The organism is Arthrobacter rhombi (assembly GCF_900163545.1).
Lineage (GTDB): Bacteria > Actinomycetota > Actinomycetes > Actinomycetales > Micrococcaceae > Arthrobacter_H > Arthrobacter_H rhombi_A.
In genome coordinates this window covers 1-21,160 of sequence record NZ_FUHW01000028.1, presented here as the reverse complement: position 1 = coordinate 21,160, position 21,160 = coordinate 1, and the positions used below count along the sequence as shown (strand labels likewise).

The 21,160-nt window shown below is 64.3% G+C and carries 21 protein-coding genes, 1 tRNA gene and 1 other RNA gene; 11 read left to right on the top strand and 12 right to left on the bottom strand.

Annotated elements, in window-relative coordinates; all coding sequences use genetic code 11:
* Positions 1-294 precede the first annotated feature (294 nt).
* Positions 295-1,293, top strand: coding sequence for an ATP-binding cassette domain-containing protein (locus FM101_RS08115; RefSeq protein WP_086998103.1), 999 nt, complete (start codon positions 295-297; stop codon positions 1,291-1,293).
* The gene (locus FM101_RS08110; RefSeq protein WP_086998100.1) at positions 1,290-2,105 is read left to right on the top strand and encodes an ABC transporter permease; all 816 of its coding nucleotides are present in this window, start codon (positions 1,290-1,292) and stop codon (positions 2,103-2,105) included. The genes FM101_RS08115 and FM101_RS08110 overlap by 4 nt, the downstream gene beginning before the upstream one ends.
* Here the strand turns inward: FM101_RS08110 and FM101_RS08105 are convergent.
* Positions 2,102-5,362, bottom strand: a complete 3,261-nt coding sequence (locus FM101_RS08105; RefSeq protein ID WP_086998097.1) for a BTAD domain-containing putative transcriptional regulator — start codon at positions 5,360-5,362, stop codon at positions 2,102-2,104. The genes FM101_RS08110 and FM101_RS08105 overlap by 4 nt on opposite strands.
* A 321-nt stretch (positions 5,363-5,683) precedes the next feature.
* Between FM101_RS08105 and FM101_RS08100 the strand changes: the two genes are divergently transcribed.
* On the top strand, positions 5,684-5,920 hold the full coding sequence (locus FM101_RS08100; protein ID WP_086998094.1) for a hypothetical protein: 237 nt from the start codon (positions 5,684-5,686) through the stop codon (positions 5,918-5,920).
* Positions 5,921-6,218: 298 nt separating this feature from the next.
* Here FM101_RS08100 and rnpB read toward each other — a convergent pair.
* Both rnpB and FM101_RS08090 read right to left on the bottom strand, forming a co-directional pair.
* An RNA gene (rnpB, locus tag FM101_RS08095) (RNase P RNA component class A) lies at positions 6,219-6,587 on the bottom strand.
* 13 nt (positions 6,588-6,600) lie between these two features.
* Complete coding sequence (locus FM101_RS08090; RefSeq protein WP_179204272.1) at positions 6,601-7,728, bottom strand: acyltransferase family protein; 1,128 nt, start codon at positions 7,726-7,728, stop codon at positions 6,601-6,603.
* 164 nt (positions 7,729-7,892) lie between these two features.
* Here FM101_RS08090 and FM101_RS08085 point away from each other — a divergent pair, with 164 nt between their 5' ends.
* Positions 7,893-8,675 (top strand): YaaA family protein, encoded by a 783-nt coding sequence (locus tag FM101_RS08085; RefSeq protein WP_086998088.1) that lies wholly within the window; start codon positions 7,893-7,895, stop codon positions 8,673-8,675.
* A gap of 16 nt (positions 8,676-8,691) precedes the next feature.
* Here the strand turns inward: FM101_RS08085 and FM101_RS15960 are convergent, their stop codons facing one another.
* The 3 genes from FM101_RS15960 to FM101_RS08070 are packed head-to-tail and all read right to left on the bottom strand — an operon-like array spanning position 8,692 to position 10,793.
* Positions 8,692-9,132, bottom strand: coding sequence for a VOC family protein (locus FM101_RS15960; protein ID WP_245806653.1), 441 nt, complete (start codon positions 9,130-9,132; stop codon positions 8,692-8,694).
* Positions 9,123-9,860 (bottom strand): zinc ribbon domain-containing protein, encoded by a 738-nt coding sequence (locus FM101_RS15955; protein WP_086998086.1) that lies wholly within the window; start codon positions 9,858-9,860, stop codon positions 9,123-9,125. The genes FM101_RS15960 and FM101_RS15955 overlap by 10 nt, the downstream gene beginning before the upstream one ends.
* A 54-nt stretch (positions 9,861-9,914) precedes the next feature.
* Positions 9,915-10,793, bottom strand: coding sequence for a Nif3-like dinuclear metal center hexameric protein (locus FM101_RS08070; protein WP_086998254.1), 879 nt, complete (start codon positions 10,791-10,793; stop codon positions 9,915-9,917).
* A gap of 193 nt (positions 10,794-10,986) precedes the next feature.
* Between FM101_RS08070 and msrA the strand changes: the two genes are divergently transcribed.
* The 3 genes from msrA to epsC all read left to right on the top strand — a co-directional run bounded on the left by msrA (position 10,987) and on the right by epsC (position 13,253).
* Positions 10,987-11,622, top strand: coding sequence for a peptide-methionine (S)-S-oxide reductase MsrA (msrA, locus tag FM101_RS08065; RefSeq protein WP_281255510.1), 636 nt, complete (start codon positions 10,987-10,989; stop codon positions 11,620-11,622).
* 71 nt (positions 11,623-11,693) lie between these two features.
* Complete coding sequence (gene cysK / locus FM101_RS08060; protein ID WP_086998080.1) at positions 11,694-12,629, top strand: cysteine synthase A; 936 nt, start codon at positions 11,694-11,696, stop codon at positions 12,627-12,629.
* Positions 12,630-12,668: 39 nt separating this feature from the next.
* Entirely contained in the window at positions 12,669-13,253 is a 585-nt protein-coding gene (gene epsC, locus FM101_RS08055) for a serine O-acetyltransferase EpsC (RefSeq protein ID WP_086998077.1), read from the top strand.
* A gap of 84 nt (positions 13,254-13,337) precedes the next feature.
* Here the strand turns inward: epsC and FM101_RS08050 are convergent, their stop codons facing one another.
* Both FM101_RS08050 and gndA read right to left on the bottom strand, forming a co-directional pair.
* Positions 13,338-14,342 carry an aldo/keto reductase family protein gene (locus tag FM101_RS08050; protein WP_086998074.1) on the bottom strand — a complete coding sequence of 335 codons (1,005 nt, stop codon included), beginning with the start codon at positions 14,340-14,342 and terminating at the stop codon, positions 13,338-13,340.
* A gap of 120 nt (positions 14,343-14,462) precedes the next feature.
* Entirely contained in the window at positions 14,463-15,899 is a 1,437-nt protein-coding gene (gene gndA, locus FM101_RS08045) for an NADP-dependent phosphogluconate dehydrogenase (RefSeq protein ID WP_086998072.1), read from the bottom strand.
* Between the two features lie 353 nt (positions 15,900-16,252).
* On the opposite strand from gndA, the gene FM101_RS08040 reads away from it, so the two are divergent.
* From FM101_RS08040 to arfB, 4 genes are read left to right on the top strand one after another with little or no spacing between them, the layout of a single operon-like run.
* Positions 16,253-17,068: an endonuclease/exonuclease/phosphatase family protein gene (locus FM101_RS08040; protein ID WP_179204271.1), complete on the top strand. Its 816-nt coding sequence runs from the start codon at positions 16,253-16,255 to the stop codon at positions 17,066-17,068.
* Positions 17,065-17,694 (top strand): hypothetical protein, encoded by a 630-nt coding sequence (locus tag FM101_RS08035; RefSeq protein ID WP_086998066.1) that lies wholly within the window; start codon positions 17,065-17,067, stop codon positions 17,692-17,694. Before FM101_RS08040 ends, FM101_RS08035 begins: the two co-directional genes overlap by 4 nt.
* On the top strand, positions 17,691-18,491 hold the full coding sequence (locus tag FM101_RS08030) for a glycosyltransferase family 2 protein (protein ID WP_086998063.1): 801 nt from the start codon (positions 17,691-17,693) through the stop codon (positions 18,489-18,491). The genes FM101_RS08035 and FM101_RS08030 overlap by 4 nt, the downstream gene beginning before the upstream one ends.
* Positions 18,492-18,494: 3 nt before the next feature.
* Positions 18,495-18,917, top strand: coding sequence for an alternative ribosome rescue aminoacyl-tRNA hydrolase ArfB (gene arfB / locus FM101_RS08025; RefSeq protein WP_086998060.1), 423 nt, complete (start codon positions 18,495-18,497; stop codon positions 18,915-18,917).
* A gap of 53 nt (positions 18,918-18,970) precedes the next feature.
* Here arfB and FM101_RS08020 read toward each other — a convergent pair whose 3' ends face one another.
* From FM101_RS08020 to FM101_RS08005, 4 genes are all read right to left on the bottom strand, one after another.
* Entirely contained in the window at positions 18,971-19,633 is a 663-nt protein-coding gene (locus FM101_RS08020) for a mismatch-specific DNA-glycosylase (RefSeq protein ID WP_086998058.1), read from the bottom strand.
* 149 nt (positions 19,634-19,782) lie between these two features.
* Positions 19,783-19,855 (bottom strand) — tRNA-Val (locus tag FM101_RS08015).
* Between the two features lie 72 nt (positions 19,856-19,927).
* Positions 19,928-20,374, bottom strand: coding sequence for a redoxin domain-containing protein (locus tag FM101_RS08010; RefSeq protein WP_281255509.1), 447 nt, complete (start codon positions 20,372-20,374; stop codon positions 19,928-19,930).
* Between the two features lie 29 nt (positions 20,375-20,403).
* Complete coding sequence (locus FM101_RS08005) at positions 20,404-20,820, bottom strand: DUF3052 domain-containing protein (RefSeq protein WP_086998052.1); 417 nt, start codon at positions 20,818-20,820, stop codon at positions 20,404-20,406.
* Positions 20,821-21,160 lie beyond the last annotated feature (340 nt).

Here is a 21,160-nt window from a genome sequence, read left to right as displayed (position 1 = left end):
GTCCTTCCAATTCAGCCGGCAGGGATCCACTAGCCGGTTGGCACCGCGAAAGCACCATTGCAGATACGGTTGGTTGGGGTCCGAGATTCCTCTCCCCCCGGGGCTGAGCCCACCTCCATTCTAGGTTGTTGGCCCCCGATCACCGCATTGATGCCGGTGAACTCACTCACATGACCTGAAGAGTCCCTGAGGTCCATGTCAGGCCATGACAGCGCGATGACAGGGTCTTGACAGTGGCGCACCCCATGCTGGTTTCCAACAGTGCACCGCACGACAGCATGAAAGGAACCAACCATGGAAACCACCCACGACTGGGCCATTGAAGCCCACGGCCTCATCAAGACCTTCGGCACTCATCGAGCCGTCGACGGCGTCGACCTCCACGTCAAAACCGGAACCGTCTATGGGGTCCTCGGACCCAATGGTGCCGGGAAAACCACCACGATCAGCATGCTCGCCACCCTTTTGCGCCCGGACCGCGGACAGGCGAAGATCTTCGGGCACGACGTCGTTGCCGAGGCCCAGATCGTCCGGCAGCTCGTCGGGGTGACCGCCCAATTCGCGTCCGTCGACGAGAAGCTCAGTGCGACGGAGAATCTCGTCATCTTTTCCCGTCTCCTCGGTCTGGGCCGGCACGCCTCGCGTGTCAAGGCCGAGGAACTGTTGGAGGAGTTCGGTCTGAGCGAAGCAGCCCGCCGGCCGCTGGCAAAGTTCTCCGGCGGAATGCGCCGGCGGCTGGACCTGGCGGCAAGCCTCATTGCCCAACCTCCACTGATCTTCTTGGACGAACCCACCACCGGGTTGGACCCCAGGACGCGCACCCAGATGTGGGAAACGATCCGCCGGCTGGTCGCCGGAGGATCCACGGTCCTGCTCACCACCCAGATGCTCGACGAGGCGGACCAGCTGGCCAGCCGCATTGCCGTCATCGACCATGGCACCGTCGTCGCCGAAGGAACACCCGATGACCTCAAAGCCTCCATCGGCACGGCCTCCTTGCAGCTACGCCTGCAGGATTCCGCCGATGTGGGCGGATCGTTGGAGATCATCCACCGGGTGCTGGGAGTTCAGGGAACGGTCTCCCCCGAAGCCGCCCGGATCACGGCACCGATGACCGGCGTGGATCGGGTCACCGACCTGTTGGTTGAAATGCGGGCTTCAGGGATCACCCTGGCGGAGATGAGCGTCCAGAAGCCCACCCTCGACGAGGTCTTCCTCGGTATTACCGGACATCCCACCGCAAGCGACGGCACCGACGCCGATGCCGACGCACTGACAAGGATCTACTCATGAGTACAGCCACCATCATTCCCGGCGCCGAACGCCAACTCACGAACCACACCTCGGCGGCCCAGACCCTACAGAACACGCTGACCATGGCCTACCGTGGGCTGCTGAAAATCAAACGGACCCCCGAACAGCTCATCGACGTCACCGTTCAACCGATTCTGTTTACGCTCATGTTTACCGTCCTCTTCGGCGGAGCGGTCGCCGGGGATACCGCCAGCTATTTGCCCTTGCTCATCCCCGGCATTCTGGTCCAGACGGTCATTACCACGTCGGTGGTCACCGGCACCCAGCTGCGCGAAGATATGGACAAGGGGGTCTTTGACCGTTTCAAGTCCCTGCCGATCGCACGGATCGCCCCCTTATCGGGAGCGTTGCTCGCCGACACGGTGCGTTATGCGATCGCTACGACCTTGACCTTCGCGATGGGGTACCTGTTGGGGTACCACCCGCAGGGAGGGTTGTCTGCCGTGGTGATGGCCGGGCTCTTGGTCATTGCCTACTCCTGGGCCATCAGCTGGATCTTCGCCTTCTTTGGTGTCGTCGCCCGCAGCGCCTCCAGCGTTCAAGGAATTTCCATGATCGTGCTCTTCCCGTTGACGTTCCTGTCCAATGCCTTCGTCCCGGTGGACACGTTGCCGACCTGGTTACAGGGTTTCGTCCAGGTCAATCCGGTGTCCCACCTGGTGAGCGCCGTCCGAGACCTCGCCAACAACGGGGTCGTCGGAACGGATCTGGTCATGTCATTGATCGGGGCTGCTGTCATCGTGGCCGTTTTCGCCCCGTTGACCGTGCGCGCCTATATGCGCAAGGCCTAATCCCCCGGTCGGTGTTCTTGGAGGGCGCTACGGACCGTGTCCTGACGCAAGAGCGTGAGGGCACGGTCCAGTGCTTCCTGCAGGTCGAGCCCATCCACGCGGAGTCGGGCGGCCTCCAGTGCACCCGCCCCGAACCTTCCGGCGATATGTTCAGAAAAAGTGCGTACGTTCAGGCTCGGGAGGGTCTGTTGGACCCCGATCCGGGTCGCCAGGGCCAGCAGGTCCAACCCGTCGAATTGCCGCTCCGGGAGTAGCCCCGGCCCGGTCGGGCGCAGCAGCCAGGCAGCAATCGCCATCAATCCGGAGCCCGAGACGGGCACATCGATGGAGGCGCCCTGGACCCGGTGCCTGGCCAGGATCCCCGAGCGCAGCCGGCGAACCGTCGGCAGGGACCACGATGCGTCGGTCTCCGCTACCCTCATATGGGCCAGGACGGCCCCCGCTGCCAGAATCTGGTACCACGGATCGTGCTCCCCGGGCCCCTGCGTCTGGAGCGCTTGCCGGTAATGCGCCAACCCGAGTTCCGTCTGCCCTGAAGCCAGCTCCACCTCGGCCAGCCCGGAAAGACCCATCCCCTGCCGGCCGCCGGCGCCAAAACCCGGGGTGCTTTCTTCGGTGTTCATTCCGTCAAAGATCCGGGCGGCCACCTCATAATCGCCGCCGGAGAGCCGAGCCATGGCCTCCAGCCAATCGAGTTGGTCCAGATCGGGATGGGCGCGTAGGGCACGTTGGCCAGCTCGGGCCCGTTCAATCCAGTCCAGGGACCGCTCGGGGTACCCCAGCTGAACGTGCAAAGACGCGATGGATTGGGCCGTGGACGCCTGACTCCACAGATGCCCGTCGGAGACTGCCAGATCGTAGGCCTGCAGAAGACCCGGCAGGGCCCGGCTGGTGTGGCCGTCATTTTCTGCCAGATGGGAGGTCAAGAGCAAGGCAAGCGCCTTCACGGCAGGATCAGGGGAGCTGACGAGGCGGGCCAGCTGGGCACGTCCGGCGTCCATGCCCTGCAGAGCCGCCACCAGCAGCCGGCTTGCCGCGGCAATCCGCGGCATCGAGGGTGTCGCCATCGCCAGGGTGTGCCGCAAACGTCCCATAGCCAACAGTGCGGCCCGCCGCTCGCCGAACGGGAAACCGGTCGCGGCCAGCAGATCGGACAACACGACGACGTCGAGGGTCTCGGGCGTCGCGCGGTAACCCACCGTGGCGTGTTCTACCGCTGCCCCGAAGGTGAACAGATCGGAGTTCGCCCCGGACATGGTCCAGAAGTAACCCATCACCCCGTAGAGGGTCAGGATCACCGGGGCGTCCCTGCGGTCCAACGCCTCACGGAGGATCGCCACCAGGTTTTCTTGTTCGACGGCAAAACCGGCGAAGGCCCTCCGTTGATCCCCGGAATCCAGTGCCGGCAACATGTCACGGCAATATGACACACCCCAGGAGGCCTGCGCCTGTTGCACCAGCCCCCTTTCCCCGGCGCTATCAAGTGCGTGGGCGGCAAATTCGCGGACGGTTTCCAGCAAGCGGTAGCGCAGTTCCCCGGTACGTGACTCCTCGGAGACGGTCACCAAGGACTGTTCCACCAGGGCACCGAGCCCGTCCTCGATGTCATGCCCTCCGCCGGCCACGGCTCGTGCTCCGCCGGCACTGAAACCGTCGGCAAAGACCGAGAGCCGGCCGAGTAACTGCTGTTCGGGCGCCTCGAGGAGATTCCAGCTCCAATCGATCACCGCGGACAGTGTTCGGTGTCGTCGCGGAGCCGCCCGGTCACCGACGGTCAGCAGGGCGAATCGGTCATCGAGGCGCTGCAGGATTTCCTGCACGGTCATCGACCTGACCCGCGCCGCAGCCAGTTCAATCGCCAGCGGCAGACCGTCAAGATGCTGGCAGAGCATCGAGACCTCAGCTGCCGGCAGGGACACCGCGGGCCGAGCAGCCCGAGCCCGTGCGGTGAAGAGCTCAACCGCCGCCCCGCCGGTTTCAGCCGGAAGTGGGCCAAGTGCGTAGATCTGTTCCGCAGCAATACGTAGAGGTGAGCGACTGGTCGCGAGCACTCTGACCCCGGGGCAGCTGGCGAGAATATCAGCAATCCAGCGGGCAGCCTGCTCGATCAGATGCTCACAGTTGTCCATGACCAGCAAGGTGTCACGTTCAGCCAGGAGACCAAGGATGCGTGCCCGCACATCGAGTCGTGCCGGCGCCTCCAACGAACCGATCCGTGGTGCCGCCTCCCGGATCCCCAATGTTGAGGCCAGGGCGAGGCCAAGATCTTCCCCGGAAGCAACACCCGCCAATTCGACAAAGACAACGAAGGGCCCTGACCGTCCCGCAGCTGCTGCAGCTTCTTGGGCTAGCCGGGTTTTGCCGAGTCCGCCGGGCCCGAGGACGGTGATCAAGCGCCCGGTGCCCAGCAGGGAACTCAAGGCCTCAAGGTCCGCGGCACGGCCCACCAGTTCATTGGGAGCCGCACGGAGGCCGATATGGGGGCGATTCCCGCTGTGTTCGGTTTCGGCAGTCAAGAGCCGGGCATTGAGCTCCACCAACCGTGGCACCGGGTCGGTTCCCAAGGAATCGCGCAGCTCTCTGCGGTGCCGGGCAAAAAGTCTGAGTGCTTCGTGGGAGGCGCCGGCCGCGGCGTGGGCGCGCATCCGCAGTTCCAAGATTGTTTCGTCTGCCCCGGAATCATCGACGGCGTCGAGATCGCTGAGCGCCCCGGGCCCATCACCGGCAAGGATCCTGGCCTCGGCGCGCAAAGTCTGCGATTTGACCCGCAGTCCTTCCCAACGGCTCGCCAGCAGCTCCCCCATTTCGCTCACACCCAGATCGGCGCCAGGTGCGGCACGCCGCAGGCCGAGGGCCTGTGTGATGGCCGATGCGGCGTTCTCTGCCTCACCGTGTTCCAGGTGGTGCCTGGCCTCTTCGGCCAAAAATTCTGCCCGCCCCAGATCGATTTCTCGGGGCTCGACCCGCAGCAGGTAGCCCGTGGCCGTGGATTCAATCAGCCCGGGGGCCAGCACCTGTCGTAGCCGGGAGACCAGTGTCTGGATCGAGGCCCGCGGGTCACGAGGTGGCGTTCCGGCCCAAATATCTTCGGCCAGTCCCCCGACCGATACCGATATTCCGGGTGTCAGGGCCAGCGCGACAAGAAGGCCCTTGCCGCGCACCCCTGGTGGTTCAACCAGGCGGTCGGAATCTCGCCCGGAAGCCAGCACCGTGCCGAGGATCGCGACGCGTAGATGGGCTTCAGATTCCGGGGGCACATCCCGAGCCTAGCAAGGACGGGCCCGGCTGAATCCAGTCCTCCGGCGCGCCGACCACAAACCATGGCTTCGAAGACATCTTCGATTAGACTGGGTGTGGCGGCGCCCCGTCTCTTGCGTCGCCGGCACGGTTCCCCCAGACCGTGCCCATCAACCGACCCTGCCCCTTCACCTCGGGCAGGGTCGGTTGCCGGTTCAGGGGCGTCCACCCATGGTCTCGTACAGGCCCCACCCGTCATCTCGGCCACAAAGGGGCACTGCGCATCTACACTGGCGGAAGGTCCGGCATGTCGCCGTCAACCGACAACTGACTGGGGAGTTATGAGAATCGGGGATTTATCCCGCGAGCATCGCCACCTGGGCGTGGTCTTTCTCGACGAGACGATGGCCATCAACGGGACGTTGGAGTATTTCAGGGCGATTTGGGTCGGCAGCGAATATCGGCAGGTGCTAACCATTAGTGGTTGGGTTTCACCGCCACTGTCATTGGATGCAGAGATCGAAGTCCAAGAACCCCACACCGGCCCACTGGCTGCCAGCGCAGAGATCACGTCGTGAAGCGCGCAGCAGAGCGCTCCGGCATGTACTAGAACATACTTTCGACTATGGTTAAACCTCGCCAACCACCGGGGAGGACACCATCAATAAGGTCGACGTCGCTCAAGCGTTGCGGATCCTCAACTCGGATTTGGCCAGCGGGGGTCGCCAACACCATCTCAAGCGGGCCCTGATGCCGGGCGACTACCCGCCACAGATCCATCCCGATGACTGGGAACCAGATGACGAGTCCGATCGCAGTCCCGTCCAACCCGAATGAGCTCGGCCGCCGAACGTGGCGGGACGTGGTGGATCATAGGGGACGGGATGGCCTGTACGCCGGGTTCTGTACCGGCAGCGGTTACCCGATTGCCGGTGACGATCATCCATCTAGGAGCACCGTTGCCGATGCCCTCACGCGGCCTACCCGACTACTGGGGCGAACAGCCCTCATACGCAGCCTGTCTGGCCTTGCTCCGGGTGGGGTTTACCGAGCCGCCCCAGTCACCTGGGGCGCTGGTGGTCTCTTACACCACCTTTTCACCCTGACCCGCACGAGGCGGGCGGTCTGTTTTCTGTGGCACTATCCTGCGGGTTACCCCGAGTGGGCGTTACCCACCACCCTGTTCTGTGGAGCCCGGACGTTCCTCGGGCCGCTTGCGCGACACGCGATCGTCCAGCCATCCCGTCCGCCGAATAGTCTACCGTGCTCCGGGTGGGGTTCGCTCGGAGGCCTCGGCGTGTTTCTCGTCGGGTCCCTCGGCCAGGCGCGCCTGCCCGGCGGGCCCGGAATCCACTGGCTCTGGGCGGCCAGTGTCAGCTCTTGATCTGGACGGGGTCATCTTTTCGACCAGCGGCACCAGAAGGGTGCCGATGCGGCCAATCACCTGGTGGACCGGCTGCATCGAGGCAAGCAACGCAATTCCTGCCATGAGGATCACGTAGATCACCACGGCTTCGTACCTGTTGTCCTTCGCCATGATCTTCGCGTAGCGCGCCACGGCAAGTATCGCGAAGCCATGGAGGAGGAAAATGGATAGACTCCGCTGGCCAAACCTGACCAGCAGGCCGGGGTCGCGGGGAACCAGGGCCAGCAGACCGGCGGTGAGCACCACGGCACAGATCTGTAGCACGAGTCGATAGATGACACCCATGGGATCGGAAACATCCAGGACGTCGTAGCCCCTGCTCCCGTAGAACCATTTGTGGTTCGGCGACCAGTACAACAGGAAGCCAAAGATGAGCAGAGCGGCCCCTGTCACCACTGTCCGACCTCGGAGCCTCAATTGGGAGAAATAGGCCAGGATCGGTTTGCCGTAGGTGAAACCGAGCACGAAGAACGGGAGGAAGACCAGGGTGCGGGAGGCGCTGTAGGGGTAGTCGATCACGTCGATCGTCCCGGATGCCAGCGAAATGAGGACTGAAAGAATAAGGCTCGTGCGGGGAATTTTCGCGATCAGCGGGGTCAGCACCGTCCACACGGCCATGGAGAGCAAGAACCAGAGAATCCAGTACGGCCTTTCCCAAGAGAACGTTGCGTCGGAACCCATCACCCGCCGAGCCAGGAAATAAGCGACCTGAAAAACGACCAACAGGGTCAAAAACTGCGTGCAGCGCTGGAGGATTCCCCGGGGTTTGGAAGTGATTCCGGCGAGAAAGACGAAGGCTGGCATATGGAAGGCATAGATGCCGGTAATCATCGCCTTGGTGACGAATCCGTCCCCCGGGTTGGAACGGGCCAGCAAGTGACCCAAAATGACCAGCAGGATCAAGATCCCCTTGGAGGCGTCCAAGACCGGGTCTCTACGGGTTCGTGAGGTAACCATCATGTACTGCGTTTTCCTGACGACAACCGGTTGGGCATGGCACCCCCCACTCATCCGTGGAACCCGGACATTCCATGGACCGATTGCGCGACGAAAGACCGTACGAGCGTCCCGCCCCGGCAGTCTACCGTGCTCCGAGCTGCCGGGGGCGCAGCTAGGATCGATGGGTGCTTATTCTGCTCCCCCCTTCCGAAGGAAAGAAGCCTGCCGCCGCGGGCCCCGCCTACGACGCCGATTCTCTGAGTTTTCCCGAACTCGCGGCTGATCGTGCCGCAGTCCTTCAGGCCCTTGCCGCGGTCTCGGCCGAAGACGATGCCCTGAGCGTCTTGGGTGTGGGAGCCTCACTGGCCGGGGAAGTGACCCGCAATATTGCCCTCCACCAGGAACCGGCTGCTCCGGCTCACGAGGTCTACACCGGTGTGCTCTTCGAGGCTTTGGGCTACCGCACGCTGACCCCGGCCCAGCAACGCAGGGCGGATGCCTCCGTCGTGGTGGTCTCCGCCTTATGGGGCGCCGTGGGCTTCGCCGACCGGATTCCCGCCTATCGGCTGTCGATGTCGGTGAAGCTCCCGGGGATCGGAAAACTGGCCAGCTGGTGGAAGACCCGGCTGAACCCGGTGTTGGGTGATCGTGCTGGCCAAGAGTTGGTGATCGACTGCCGTTCGAGCACCTATGTCGCTGCCTTCGCTCCCCCGCCGCAGAACACGGTGGCCGTTTCGGTATTCCAGCTACGCGGGGGCCAGCGCAAGGTCGTCTCACATTTCGCCAAGCACACCCGTGGCGAGGTGGCCCGCCATGTCCTGGCCCGACGAAGCCCACCCGGCACTCCGGAGGCCCTGCTGAAGGCCGTCCAGGAAAGGTGGGATGCCGAGTTGGTTCCCGCCACCGCCAAAAAGGCCCACCAGCTGAACATCATCCTGCCCGAAGAGCATAGCTTCGCCGCCCAATAATCCCGCCGCCGCAGGATCAGCGCTTGGAGACTTCGCCGTCTGCCACGAGTTCGATTTCGAAACCGTCAGCGTTCTGCAGATAGGCGGCGTAGTGGTCGGGTCCGCCCGCGTGTGGGTGCAGGTCGGCGAACATCAGGGTGAATCCCCGCTCCACCGAGGCACGGGTAAGCGCTTCAACATTTTCGGGGGTTCCAGCACAGAACGCCAGATGATTCAGCCCGGGACGCCGGCGTTCATGCACGGTTCCCACCACATCCGGACTTGATTCGAGGACCAAATACTCTCCCGTACCCTGCCAACTCGCGCCGCCTGACCATTCCTCGGCACGCACGTAGCCGAGGGATTCGAAGATCCAGCCGAGCGTCGTGGTGGCCTGCTCCAGATCAGCAACCCATATCTCCACATGGTGCAGCCGCCCCCGCGGAACCGGCCTGCGGGTGTTTTGTTCTATTTCCACTCGGGTGAGCGGACCAGGATCACGCCCGAGTCGGGGCAGGAGACGACGTCGTCCTCGGCCGCAGCACGAATCTCAGCCAAGTCACCGGCGGCTAGTTGCATGCCGGATCCTTCCGAGGTGCCGTGGAAGAGGCGAGCGGCACCGATACCGCGCTGTGCCAAACGCTTTTCATACATTCCCACCAGGGTCGAGTCGATGCGTCCGGCCAGTTCGGTGCGCTCGGTCACCAGCGTGGCACGCTCGGCGGCCAACTCCGCGGCCTTTTCATCTCGGGCGCGTTCGAGCTGGGCTAGTTGGGCCGCGGTTCCGTCGGCCGAGGCGGTGACCCCTTCGAGCCCGCCGGCCACTTCCTCGGCAGTTTCCATCAATTCCAGCTCGGTGGTCTCGAGTTCTCCGCGCTTCAGCGTCAAGGAGTCGATCTCATGTTGGAGGGCCATCATGTCCCGTGCGGTGCCACGGCCGGCCTCGATTTGGGCGCGATCCTTCTCGATCCGGGTCTGCACCTTCTCGGTCTGATGCTCAATATCGGTCAAGGCATGTTGGGCGGCAGCAGATTCCTCGGCCACTTCTCGGCGGGCGGCCTCGGCTTCGGCCACCGTTTCGCCGGCGGCGATAATCTCCGGGTCGGAGGCCAGAACCTTCACGGCCCGGTCGATCTTCACGATCTTCGAGTCCAGTGCCTGCAGGTCCAACAGCAGCAGCTGGTCGGCGGGTGATGCCTTGGCCATCGGTGATTCTCCTCGTGCTCGGTGGCTCCCCAGCCTACTGCCCACCGGCGCCGATCAGTCCCCGGGGGTGAGGATGAAATCCCAGGGGTCGGTATTGATCGAGCTGACACCGATCTCCAGGATGAAGTTCTGGTCGATCAGCACGTTGTAGAGGCCTTCGGCGGCTGCCGGAAGCCACAGCCATTCGCCGGCGAAGTGGGAGATGTCCACGAGGTAGGGGCGGTCTTCCACGGCGGCCTCGCGTGCTTCGGAGGCCGGGTGGTGGCGCAGATCGGCGGTGACGAACACGTCGGCCCGGGCGGCTCGCACCGCGTCGAAGAGGCTGTCCCCGGCGCCGCCGCAGACGGCCACCGTGCTCACGATCCCGTCACGGTCCCCGGCCACGCGCACACCTCCTGCGACAGCTGGCAGTGCGCCGAACACTCGGGAGGCGAAATCGGAGAGGGCCAGTGCGTCCGGAAGGGTGCCGACCCGGCCGAGCCCTTCTTCGGGAAGGCCCTCGGAGGCCGCCACCAAGGGGGTGACGTTAGTCAGTCCGAGAATATCGGCGAGGACGTCTGAGACCCCTCCCACCGCCGAGTCGCCGTTGGTGTGAACGGTGACCAAGGCACACTGGTTTTCAATGAGCTCGTGGACGACTTCGCCCTTGAACTGGTCGGCAGCCACCGATTTCACTCCACGCAGCAGCAAGGGGTGGTGGGTGATCAGCAGGTCTGCTCCACGAGCGACGGCGTCGCGGACCACCTCGAGGGTCGGGTCCACCGCGAAGATGATGCGCCGTACCGGACGTTCGACCCGGCCGGCGACGAGGCCGACGGCATCCCAGTCTTCGGCCAACGAGGCCGGCCAGAGCTCTTCGATCGCCACCAGGACCTCGCCCAAGGTAGGCACGGTCGCTCCGGGCCGGGGTTCGGGGGCCACCACGGCGCGCATATCCTGCGCACCGCCCTCGACGGTCTCCACGGCTTCTTCAACCTCGGGGGCGTTGTCCGTCACGTCCGTCTCGCCTTCCGGGGAGTCCTGCGGCGTCCTGTCCTGATCATTGCGCATGCTCCTACCGTAGTCCGAGACGAGTCAAATGGGCGTCAAATGGGCTCGGTTACCCTGACCGCGAAGACCTTCGGGAATGAATGAGCCTCTGCGCGCATTGACCATGAATGTGAAGAGCAAGTCAGCAATCCCCACGTCAGAGACGCAGTTCGGCCCGTCCGATTCCGCCGGATTACCGGACCATGGCGTCCACACCTTCATCCTCGGTGCCGGATGCTTCTGGTGCATGGACACGATCTACCGCAAGACCATCGGCGTTTCGTCGGTGGTCTCCGGATACATCGGTGGGCACACCCCGAACCCGAACTACCGGGAAGTCTGTAGCGGAACCACCGGCCATGCCGAGGCGGTCGCCGTAACATTCGATGCCGCCGTCGTCCCCGCCGACGTCATCTTGGACATGTTCTTTACCGGGCATAACCCCACGACCTTGAACCGTCAGGGCTACGATGTGGGCACCCAATACCGTTCGGCCATGTTCTACACCGATGTCCGGCAACGGGAGTTCTTTGAGGCGTCCCTCCGGCGAAACCAGGAGAATTGGGATGATCCAATCGTCACCGAGATCGTCCCCGCCTCGTACTTCCACGAAGCCGAACCGATCCACCAGGATTTCTACGCCATGAACCCCTACGAGGGCTACTGCCAGGTCATCATCAACCCCAAGTTGGCCAAAGCGAGGAAATATTACTCCCAGTGGCTGACCGAATAAACCGTGATTCGGCACCTCGATAGGCTAGAACACCAACAAACCCCTCATTTCCTTCCGAAAGCAGGCCGCTGATGGCACAGATTTATAACGACGTGACCGAACTGGTCGGACGCACTCCCCTGGTCCGCCTGAACCGGTTGGCCGAGGGCCTGCCAGCGCAGGTCGCGGTCAAACTCGAGTTCTACAACCCCGCCAATAGCGTCAAGGACCGCATCGGTGTTGCAATCGTCGACGCCGCCGAGAAGGCCGGCGCGCTGACACCCGGCGGAACCATCGTGGAGGGCACCTCGGGTAACACCGGGATTGCCCTGGCCATGGTCGGCGCCGCCCGCGGTTACCGGGTGATCCTCACGATGCCCGAAACCATGTCGACCGAACGCCGGGTCATGCTGCGCGCCTTCGGTGCCGAGATCGTGCTGACCCCCGGTTCGGAGGGCATGCGCGGGGCCGTGGAGAAGGCCAAGGAGATCGTCGCCCATACGGAAAACGCCATCTGGGCCCAGCAGTTCGCCAACCAGGCCAACCCCGAAATCCACCGGACCACCACGGGCCAGGAGATCTGGGATGACACGGACGGTGCCGTGGACGTTCTCGTCGCCGGCATTGGTACCGGCGGCACCATCACCGGTGCCGGCCAGTTGCTACGCGAGAAGAAGCCCGAGGTGCAGATCGTCGCGGTGGAGCCGAAGGATTCGGCCATCCTCAACGGTGGAGCCCCCGGCCCGCATAAGATCCAGGGCCTCGGCGCGAACTTTGTTCCCGAGGTGCTGGACACCGAGGTCTACAACGAGGTTCTGGACGCCACGATCGAAGACTCCGTACGCGTCGCCCGTGACCTGGGAACCAAGGAGGGCATCCTCGGAGGCATTTCCGCCGGTGCCGCGATCTGGGGTGCCTTGCAGGTCGCTGCCCGTCCGGAGAATGCCGGGAAGCTGGTTGTGGCCGTGGTCCCCGACTTCGGCGAACGCTACATCTCCACCCTGCTGTACGACGACATCCGCGGATAGCGTCAGCACCTCCGGGACAACCACCAGCAAAGGTTTCGTGTGACATTCCTATCCCGCCTCCAAGAGGACCTTGAAGGGGCCCGCGCCCATGACCCAGCGGCACGTGGGAATGCAGAGAACGCGTTGGCCTATTCGGGCCTGCATGCCATCTGGGTGCACCGCCTGACCCACCGACTCTGGCAGAATCCTGCGCTGCGACTACCGGCGCGCCTCATCTCCCAAGTGGCCCGGTTCGCCACGGGTATCGAGATCCATCCGGGGGCCACCCTGGGCCATCGGTTCTTTATCGACCACGGCATGGGGGTCGTCATCGGTGAGACCGCCGAGATCGGCGACGACGTGATGATCTACCACGGAGTAACCCTCGGTGGCCGGTCACTGGCGAAGGTCAAGCGCCACCCGACCATTGGGGACCGGGTGGTGATCGGTGCCGGCGCGAAAGTCCTGGGACCGATCACCATCGGCGCCGATTCGGCGATTGGCGCCAATGCCGTGGTGGTCAAGGATGCTCCGGCCGATTCGATCATCACCGGTATCCCGGCGACCAACCGGCCACGGCAACCCCAGGAGCATCAGCCGGCCGTGGATCCAGCCGAATACATCGACCCGGCCATGTGGATCTGAGACCTTCCCCGGTCACCCGAGGACGAACGGTCCGGGACCTGCAGCTTGTCACTGCCGGTCGCGGACCGTTCCTCTGTGTCCGCGCTAAGCGGGCCGCTGTTCGGGGCTGACCGTCTTGGCCGGATCACGCTCGACGGAATCGCCAAGCACCTCATCGATCCTGGCCATGAGTTCGGCGGGGATCCGGACGCCGGAGGCCTTCACGTTCTCTGCGACCTGTTCGGGCCGTGAGGCGCCGACCAGCGCGGTGGCCACGTTCTTGTTCTGCAGCACCCACGCGATGGCCAGCTGGGACATCTTCAGGCCCAGTTCATCGGCGATAGGACGCAGCTGTTGCACCCGGGTGAGGACCTCCTCGCTCATGAAGCCCGAGATGGTGTTCTTCCCACCCTTCTCATCGGTGGCACGGCTGCCTTCCGGTGCCGGCTGGCCGGGGCGGTACTTGCCCGAGAGGACGCCCTGGGCCATGGGCGACCAGACGACCTGGGACATGCCCAGTTCCTTCGATGCCGGGACAACCTCGTCCTCGATGACCCGCCACAGCGCAGAGTACTGCGGTTGGTTGGACACCAGTGAGAACCCGGCCTCCTTCGCAAGGCGCTGCCCCTCGCGCAATTGGCCAGCGGACCATTCGGACACCCCGACGTAGAGGGCCTTGCCCGCACGGACGACGTCGGCGAACGCCTGGATGGTCTCCTCCAACGGCGTCTGGTGGTCGTAGCGGTGCGCCTGGTACAGGTCGACGTAGTCCATGCCCAACCGGCTCAGTGAACCGTTGATGCCCTCCATGATGTGCTTGCGGGACAGTCCGACGTCGTTGGGCCCCTTGGGTCCGACCGGCCAGTAGACCTTGGTGAAGATCTCCAGCGATTCGCGCCGCTGGTCCTGCAACGCGTCACCGAGCACCTTCTCGGCGGCGCCGTTGGCGTAGGCGTCCGCAGTGTCGAAGGTGGTGATGCCTGCGTCGAGGGCCGCCTGGACGCATTGGGTGGCGACGTCGTTCTCGACCTGGGATCCGTGGGTGAGCCAGTTGCCGTAGGTGATTTCGGTGATTTTGAGCCCCGAGGCTCCGAGGAATCTGTAATCCATGTCCTCAGACTATGCCCGGGGGCCACCAGCAGAACAGGGCACGACGGTGAAACCGGGAACGGTTCCCTCGTCGCGCCCTGAGACGGAACAGATCGGCCTGTACTCCGTCGGGTGTTGGTGTTAGTGCGTCGAGACGGCTTCGATCTCGGTCTTGTCCCCACTCCACTGGGTGTGGAAGGTCCCTTCCGCGTCCATCCGGTTGTACGTGTGGGCGCCGAAGAGGTCGCGCAGCCCCTGGGTCAGCGCTGCCGGAAGGCGCTTGCGGCGCAGGCCGTCGTAGTAGGCCAGCGAGGAGGAGAACACCGGAACCGGGATCCCGAGGGCAACAGCCTTCGAGACCACGCGTCGCCAGGCCGGGACGGCGCCGGCAATGGCCTCCGAGAAGGCCGGCGCGAAGAGCAGGTTGGCCGGCTGATCGTCCGAGGCGTAGGCCTTCATGATGTCGGCCAGCAGTTCGGCACGGATGATGCAGCCACCGCGCCAGAGCGAGGCGATTTCGTCGAGCTTCAGATCCCAGTCGTATTCGGTGGCTGCTGCGGTGAGCATGTCCAGGCCCTGGGCGTAGGAGACGAGCTTGGAGGCGAAGAGCGCCTGGCGGACGTCCTCAACGAAGTCGTCCCCGAGGGTGACGTCCTGTTCGTGCCCGGCCAGCACTTCCTGGGCGATGGCGCGCTGGTCACGTTGGGAGGACAGGCCGCGGGCGAAGACAGATTCGGCGATGGCAGAGGTGGGCGACCCCAGGTCCAGGGCTGACTGTACGGTCCAGCGGCCGGTGCCCTTCTGCCCCGCGGAGTCGACGATGACATCCACGAGCGGCTTGCCGGTCTTGGCGTCCTGGTGGGCCAGCACCTCTGCGGTGATTTCGATGAGGAAGGAAGCCAGGTTACCTTCGTTCCATTCCTTGAAGATCTTGGCCTGATCCGCTGGTTCGATGCCGGCGCCGGAGCGCAGCAGGTCGAAGGCCTCACCGATGACCTGCATATCCGCGTATTCGATGCCGTTGTGGACCATCTTCACGAAGTGGCCGGCGCCGTCGGTGCCGATCCAGGCGCAGCACGGATCGCCGTCGACATGGGCCGAGATCTTTTCGAGCATCGGACCCAGCGCCTGATAGGACTCCTCGGAACCACCGGGCATGATGGAGGGGCCCAACAGGGCGCCTTCTTCACCGCCGGAGACGCCGATGCCCACGAAGTGCAGGTCTTTCTTCGCCAGGGCTGCCTCGCGGCGGCGGGTGTCCTGGAAGTTCGAGTTGCCGCCGTCGATGACGATGTCACCGGGTTCGAGCAGCGGAACGAGCTTGTCGATCACCGAGTCGACGGGGGCGCCGGCCTTGACCATGAGCAGTACGCGGCGCGGGGTCTCCAGCGACTCGACGAGCTCCTCCATGGTGTCGGTGCGGATGAAGTCGCCCTCATCACCGTGTTCCTTCAGCAAGGCGTCGGTCTTCTCGATCGAGCGGTTGTGCAGGGCCACCGTGTAGCCGTTGCGGGCGAAATTGCGAGCGAGGTTCGCGCCCATGACCGCTAGGCCGGTGACGCCGATTTGTGCCTTCATCAGGACTCCATCCATTGGAAACAAGACGAGCTGGTGCCCCGGCACACTACGGTGCCGGACACGGCTCCGTGACTGATTCCCAGTCTAGTTCGCCCGCCCGTCGGCGGAAAGCCGATGAAGCCACACTGGAGGATCCCGCCGGAACACCCTCCGGAGAACAACCCCTGCGATTTGTAGGATCAAATACAAGTGTTTGGGTTTGTGCCAGTTTCCTGCGTTGTCCGTTGGCCTGCTGATAACGTGACGGCATGGGCAGCAGGGCGGGCGAGGGAAACAGCGTTCTGCGGTCATTCCCCGCCCACTCCTCGCCGCCCCCGCTGATCGGCCCGACGCCGGCTCCTCTGCTGCATGTCATGACGTTGAACGTCCGGCGACAAATGCCCCGTTTTTGGTTCCCGGCCGCAGATCGTTGGGCACGGCGGCGCCCGCTCCTGCAACGTCTGTTGGCCGCCGAGCAGCCCAGCTTGCTGGCCTTGCAGGAAGTGTTGCCCGGCCCCTCGCGGGAAATTCGCAACCTGCTCGGCAACGGGTATGCACACGTAGGTACCGGTCGTTCCACCGGTGGCCGCGGGGAACGCTGCGAGCTGCACTACGATCGGCGTCGACTCCGTCTCCTCGACTCCCGATACTGGTGGCTTTCGGCCCAACCCGAACGGCCCGGCTCACGCTCCTTCGGCAACCAGCTACCCCGTTTCGTGGTCCAGTGCCAGTTCAACGATCTAGAGACCGGCCTGAGGTTCCACGCCCTGGTCACCCATCTGGATCCGTTTTCCGCGCCGTCGCGCATCGCCTCGGCCCAACTCCTGCGCCGGGTCGTGGCAGGGCTTTGCGGCCCAGTGATCATGATGGGCGATTTCAATGCCACGGCCGGCTCGCCGGCCCACCGTGAGCTGGTCGACAACCTCGTTCTGTCCGATGCTATGGACGTGTCGACGCGAAGGGTCGGCGCCGATTGTTCGACGTTCTCCAGGTATCGGAGCCCCACTGCCGACGGCCCCCGATTGGACTGGATCCTCGTCTCCCCCGATCTGGAGGTCGAGTCGGCGGGCGTGAATGCGCTTCGCCTTGGCGGCGCGGCCGCTTCGGACCATGAACCGGTGCAGGCAGTGCTGAACCTCGGCCCGAACCTTTCGGCCAAACCCGAAGGAGGCCAGTCATCGAAACGATGAAGCAGGCCCTCTTCCGGCCTGCCGTGAACCGGGTGGTGCTCGTGGCCGATCTCGTGCGGGCCGCCATGCTCATCAGCGTCGTGGTCGCCGGCGTGGGGTGGGGGTGGATCCAGATAGCTGTCTTCCTGCTGGCCGTGCTGGCGACCTTGATCCCCCGTGCGCTGGGACTACGCGGCAGCCTGGACCTCTGTGTCGGCATCGCCTCGCTGGCAGCCGCCTGGAGCAATGTCTTCGACCTGTATGTGCTCCTGCCGGGGTGGGATAAGTTCATGCACGCCGTCCTGGGCGGGATGATTGCCGTCCTGTCCGTGGTGATCGCCCAACGGGCAGGCATCCTGCCACCGACCACCCAGCGTCCCGGTGCACTCGTCCTGGCTACCGTCCTTCTCGGTTTGGCCACCGGAGCCGTCTGGGAGCTGTTGGAATGGGCCGGACACACCCTCATCGACCCGGAGGTGCACGTCGGATACCAGGACACCATGGGCGATCTGGCGGCCGATGGGTCGGGGGCGCTGATCGGAGGATTCCTGCTTCCCTACCTGACGGCTGATCCCCGGGAGTCCGCCGTCCCGTCGGGCTCCGCCGCGCAGGCTGCCGCGCAGCATGGCCCATCGGAGCTCCCATGAGCCGGTCAACGGTCAGTGTGGTGATCCCGGTCAAGGACGACGCCCGGAAATTGCTGCATTGCCTGGAGGCACTGGCCCGGCAGCAGATGGCCCCCCTGGAAATCATCGTCGTGGACAACGGCTCCAGCGACGATAGTGCGGGGGTGGCCCGGCGGAACGGGGCAGAGGTTCTCTTCGAGCCCCGCCCCGGGATCGGTGTCGCCAGTGCTGCCGGCTATAACCGGGCACGTGGGGACATCCTGGCCCGGTTGGACGCCGATTCGGTGCCGGCTCCGGATTGGATCGCCACGATCCTCAGGTCCTTCCACGCCGATGCCAGCGTCGACGCGATCACTGGTCCAGCCCACTTCAATGACGGACCTTCGGCCCTCCGCCGACCAGCGCTGTTGGCCTACCTCCTGCCCTATTTTGCACTCTCTTCTTTGGCCCTGGGGCATGTGCCGCTCTTCGGCTCCAATATGGCCTTCAGACGCCGGGCATGGCACGAGGTCCGAAATCACCTCCATACCGACCGCTGGTTGGTCCACGATGATTTCGATCTCTCATTCCATTTGGGCGTCGCTCATGTGCTCCGTTTCGTGCCGACCCTGCGCACCGGCATCTCGATGCGCCCCTTCCATGATGGCGCGGCAGCCCTGCGCTTGCGACGCGGATTCCATACGGTGTTCCTGCATTGGCCCCACGATCTGCCCTGGCTTCGCCTCACCCGGCGGCTCCGCAGGAGGTTCCGGCGTCCCACCAGCAGGGGCCAGTACGACGGCGGGACTCCCGGGGACACTGCTTCGTGGGACGCTTGATTCATGGATGTTCACGTATCGCCGGCTCTGACGATCCCGGCCTCGGAGCTCGGCTGGCGTTTCTCACGCGCCTCGGGACCCGGCGGGCAACACGTCAACAAGACGGACAGCCGCGTGGAACTGTTCTGGAACATCGAGGATTCGACCACGGTTAACGAAGAACAGCGTGAATTGCTGTTGGACCGCCTGGGTTCCCGGCTGGTCGCGGGAGCCATCACCGTCACGTCCTCCGAGCAACGCTCGCAGCGTCGAAACCGCGAGACCGCTGTGGAGAAGCTGGCCCAGCTCATCCGCGAGGGCCTGGCCACGGCGGGACCCCAGCGGCGTCCGACAAAACCAACACGGGGTTCCAAACGCCGACATCGGGCCGCAAAGAAACAGCGATCGGACGTCAAAGCCCAGCGCCGTCGGCCCTCCGCGGAGTAGCTGCTGCCCGGACGGGCGGAGTCATCCCTTCCACGGCGGGCCGGGTCCCCCGCTCAGGCACTGGCGTGCCAGACCTCTTCCCACTTCTGCGCGAGCGATCCGGCTGTTTCGTGGGCATTGAGTCCGCTGGGATTGGGGAGCACCCACAACTGCACCTCCTCAGGCCAACCTGGTGGCCGGGCGTCGGTTTGCAGCCCCAGCTTCGCTCGAGGTTGCCTGAACGCCACACGGAACGCCGTCACCCCCAACACACCGACCGCTCGAGGCTGCAGAGTGCGCACCCGCTCCACGAGCTGGGCACCACCGGTCCACAGTTCTTCGGTCGTGAGTTCGTCGGCCCGTGCCGAAGTGCGCGAGACCATGTTGGTGATTCCGAGGCCCCGCTCCGCCAGCATCCGTTCGTCAGTCGCGGCGAGTCCCCGCGAAGCATCAACTTTTCGATCGATGACTCCCGCCAAGGCCAGCGAAGTCCAGAAACGATTTCCGGGCCGGGCGAAAGGGGCATTCACTGCTGCCGTCCACGGGCTGGGGTTGATCCCCACGATCAGCAATCGGAGCAGCTCGGCCGATAGCCGGTCGCTCGGATAGGGCAGGACGTCTTCCCGGCCCTGCCCCGAGTCCACTGCGTGGGCCACCTCCGCCTTGGTGGGCCGTCTTCCCTCCAGTGGGGACTTCTGACGCCAGGGTGTCCAGTCGGAGGGTAGTCGGGTCTGCATACAGGACAGCCTAGATCCTGGTAGCTGACGCGGGACCCACGGGGCAGTATCGTGCCCCCTCGGGCCTACCCCGAAGTACTCGCGTGGGAATGACAAAAATCCCCACCTTCCTCGCGGTTGTGCCGCGGGAAAGACGGGGATTAGAAGCGTGGGCCCTACCGGGATCGAACCGATGACATTCACGGTGTAAACGTGACGCTCTACCAGCTGAGCTAAAGGCCCTTGCGGGGATCGAGCTTACCGGTAAACGGCTCCGCCACCAACTCGGGCCCCGGGGACCGCTTCAGGAGCTCATCAGGGACTCAGCCGGGCGACCGCGTCGAGGTAATCCTGACCGCTTCGCGGTTCGCCGATACCGCTGCTGAAATGGTCCACTACTTCCCCGCCGGCGAGCAGGAACGTCGAGCGCAGGGCCCGGCCGTGGTCCTCATCGAAGCAGCCGAAGGCCCGAGCTACCTCGCCATGGGGCCAGAAATCAGCCAGCAGGTCGAACCCGATGCCCTGCTCGGTCGCATAGGCCCGCAAGGCGTGCTTATGGTCCACGGAGATCCCGTGCAGTGAAACCCCTGAGGCCTCTAGTGTCGGACGCATCCGTTCCAGGGCAGCCAGTTCGCCCGTGCAGACCCGGGAGAAGGCAAACGGGTAGAACACCACAAAAGCCCGTGCGGCGCCAATGCCCTCCAGGGACACCGGTTCACCGAACTGATTCGGTAGGCTCACAGCAGGGATCAATGAACCCACCAGTGGGTGAGTTCCGGGGTCAGTCGTCACTAGTTCTTTCGACGCCCCACGAGCCTGGTCGCCGTCCAGTCCTCGGAAACACCTTCACTGCTGGTGACATGCAACCCGGCAGTCGGGGCGGCTTCCTGAATTTCGGGCACACCGACAAAGCCATCGCGTCCGGATTTGGGAGTCATCAACCAGATGACGCCTCCTTCGTCCAGGGTGGTCAGCGAGTCGACGAGATCGTCCACAAGGTCGCCCTCGCCTTCGCGCCACCACAGGAGGACGCCGTCGACGACTTCATGCTCGTCCTCGGCCAGCAATGCGTGGCCGGTAACTTCTTCCAACGTGTCACGGAGACCGTCGTCAACGTCGTCGTCATAACCCAGCTCTTGGATCAGGTCTCCATCCTTGAAGCCCATTTTCTCCACGGCTGCGGTCTTAGCCGCTCCGGCGTCGCTCACGTTTCTCCTCCCACTAGATGCATATACACCTCTCAAGCCAACACCTTTAAACAGTTCCCATCAAGCGCAGAGCCCGCAAACACGCTTCCAGAACGAAAATCATGCCTCCATGGCCCGAATGAAGGCCAGATACCACCGGTCGTCGCCAGCTCGGCGGCGGGTTGAGTGAGCGTAACCAAGGTCACCGACGACACCCTCGGCTACGCATCACCGGAGAAAGACAACTACAGTGGACGGGATGGACTCACACCCACGAGGCGTGCATCCATCGTCAAGCGGCCTAGCTGTATTGACCACGGACGTTGGTAACGCTCCGGGGTAGTTGAAATAGGGAAGACCT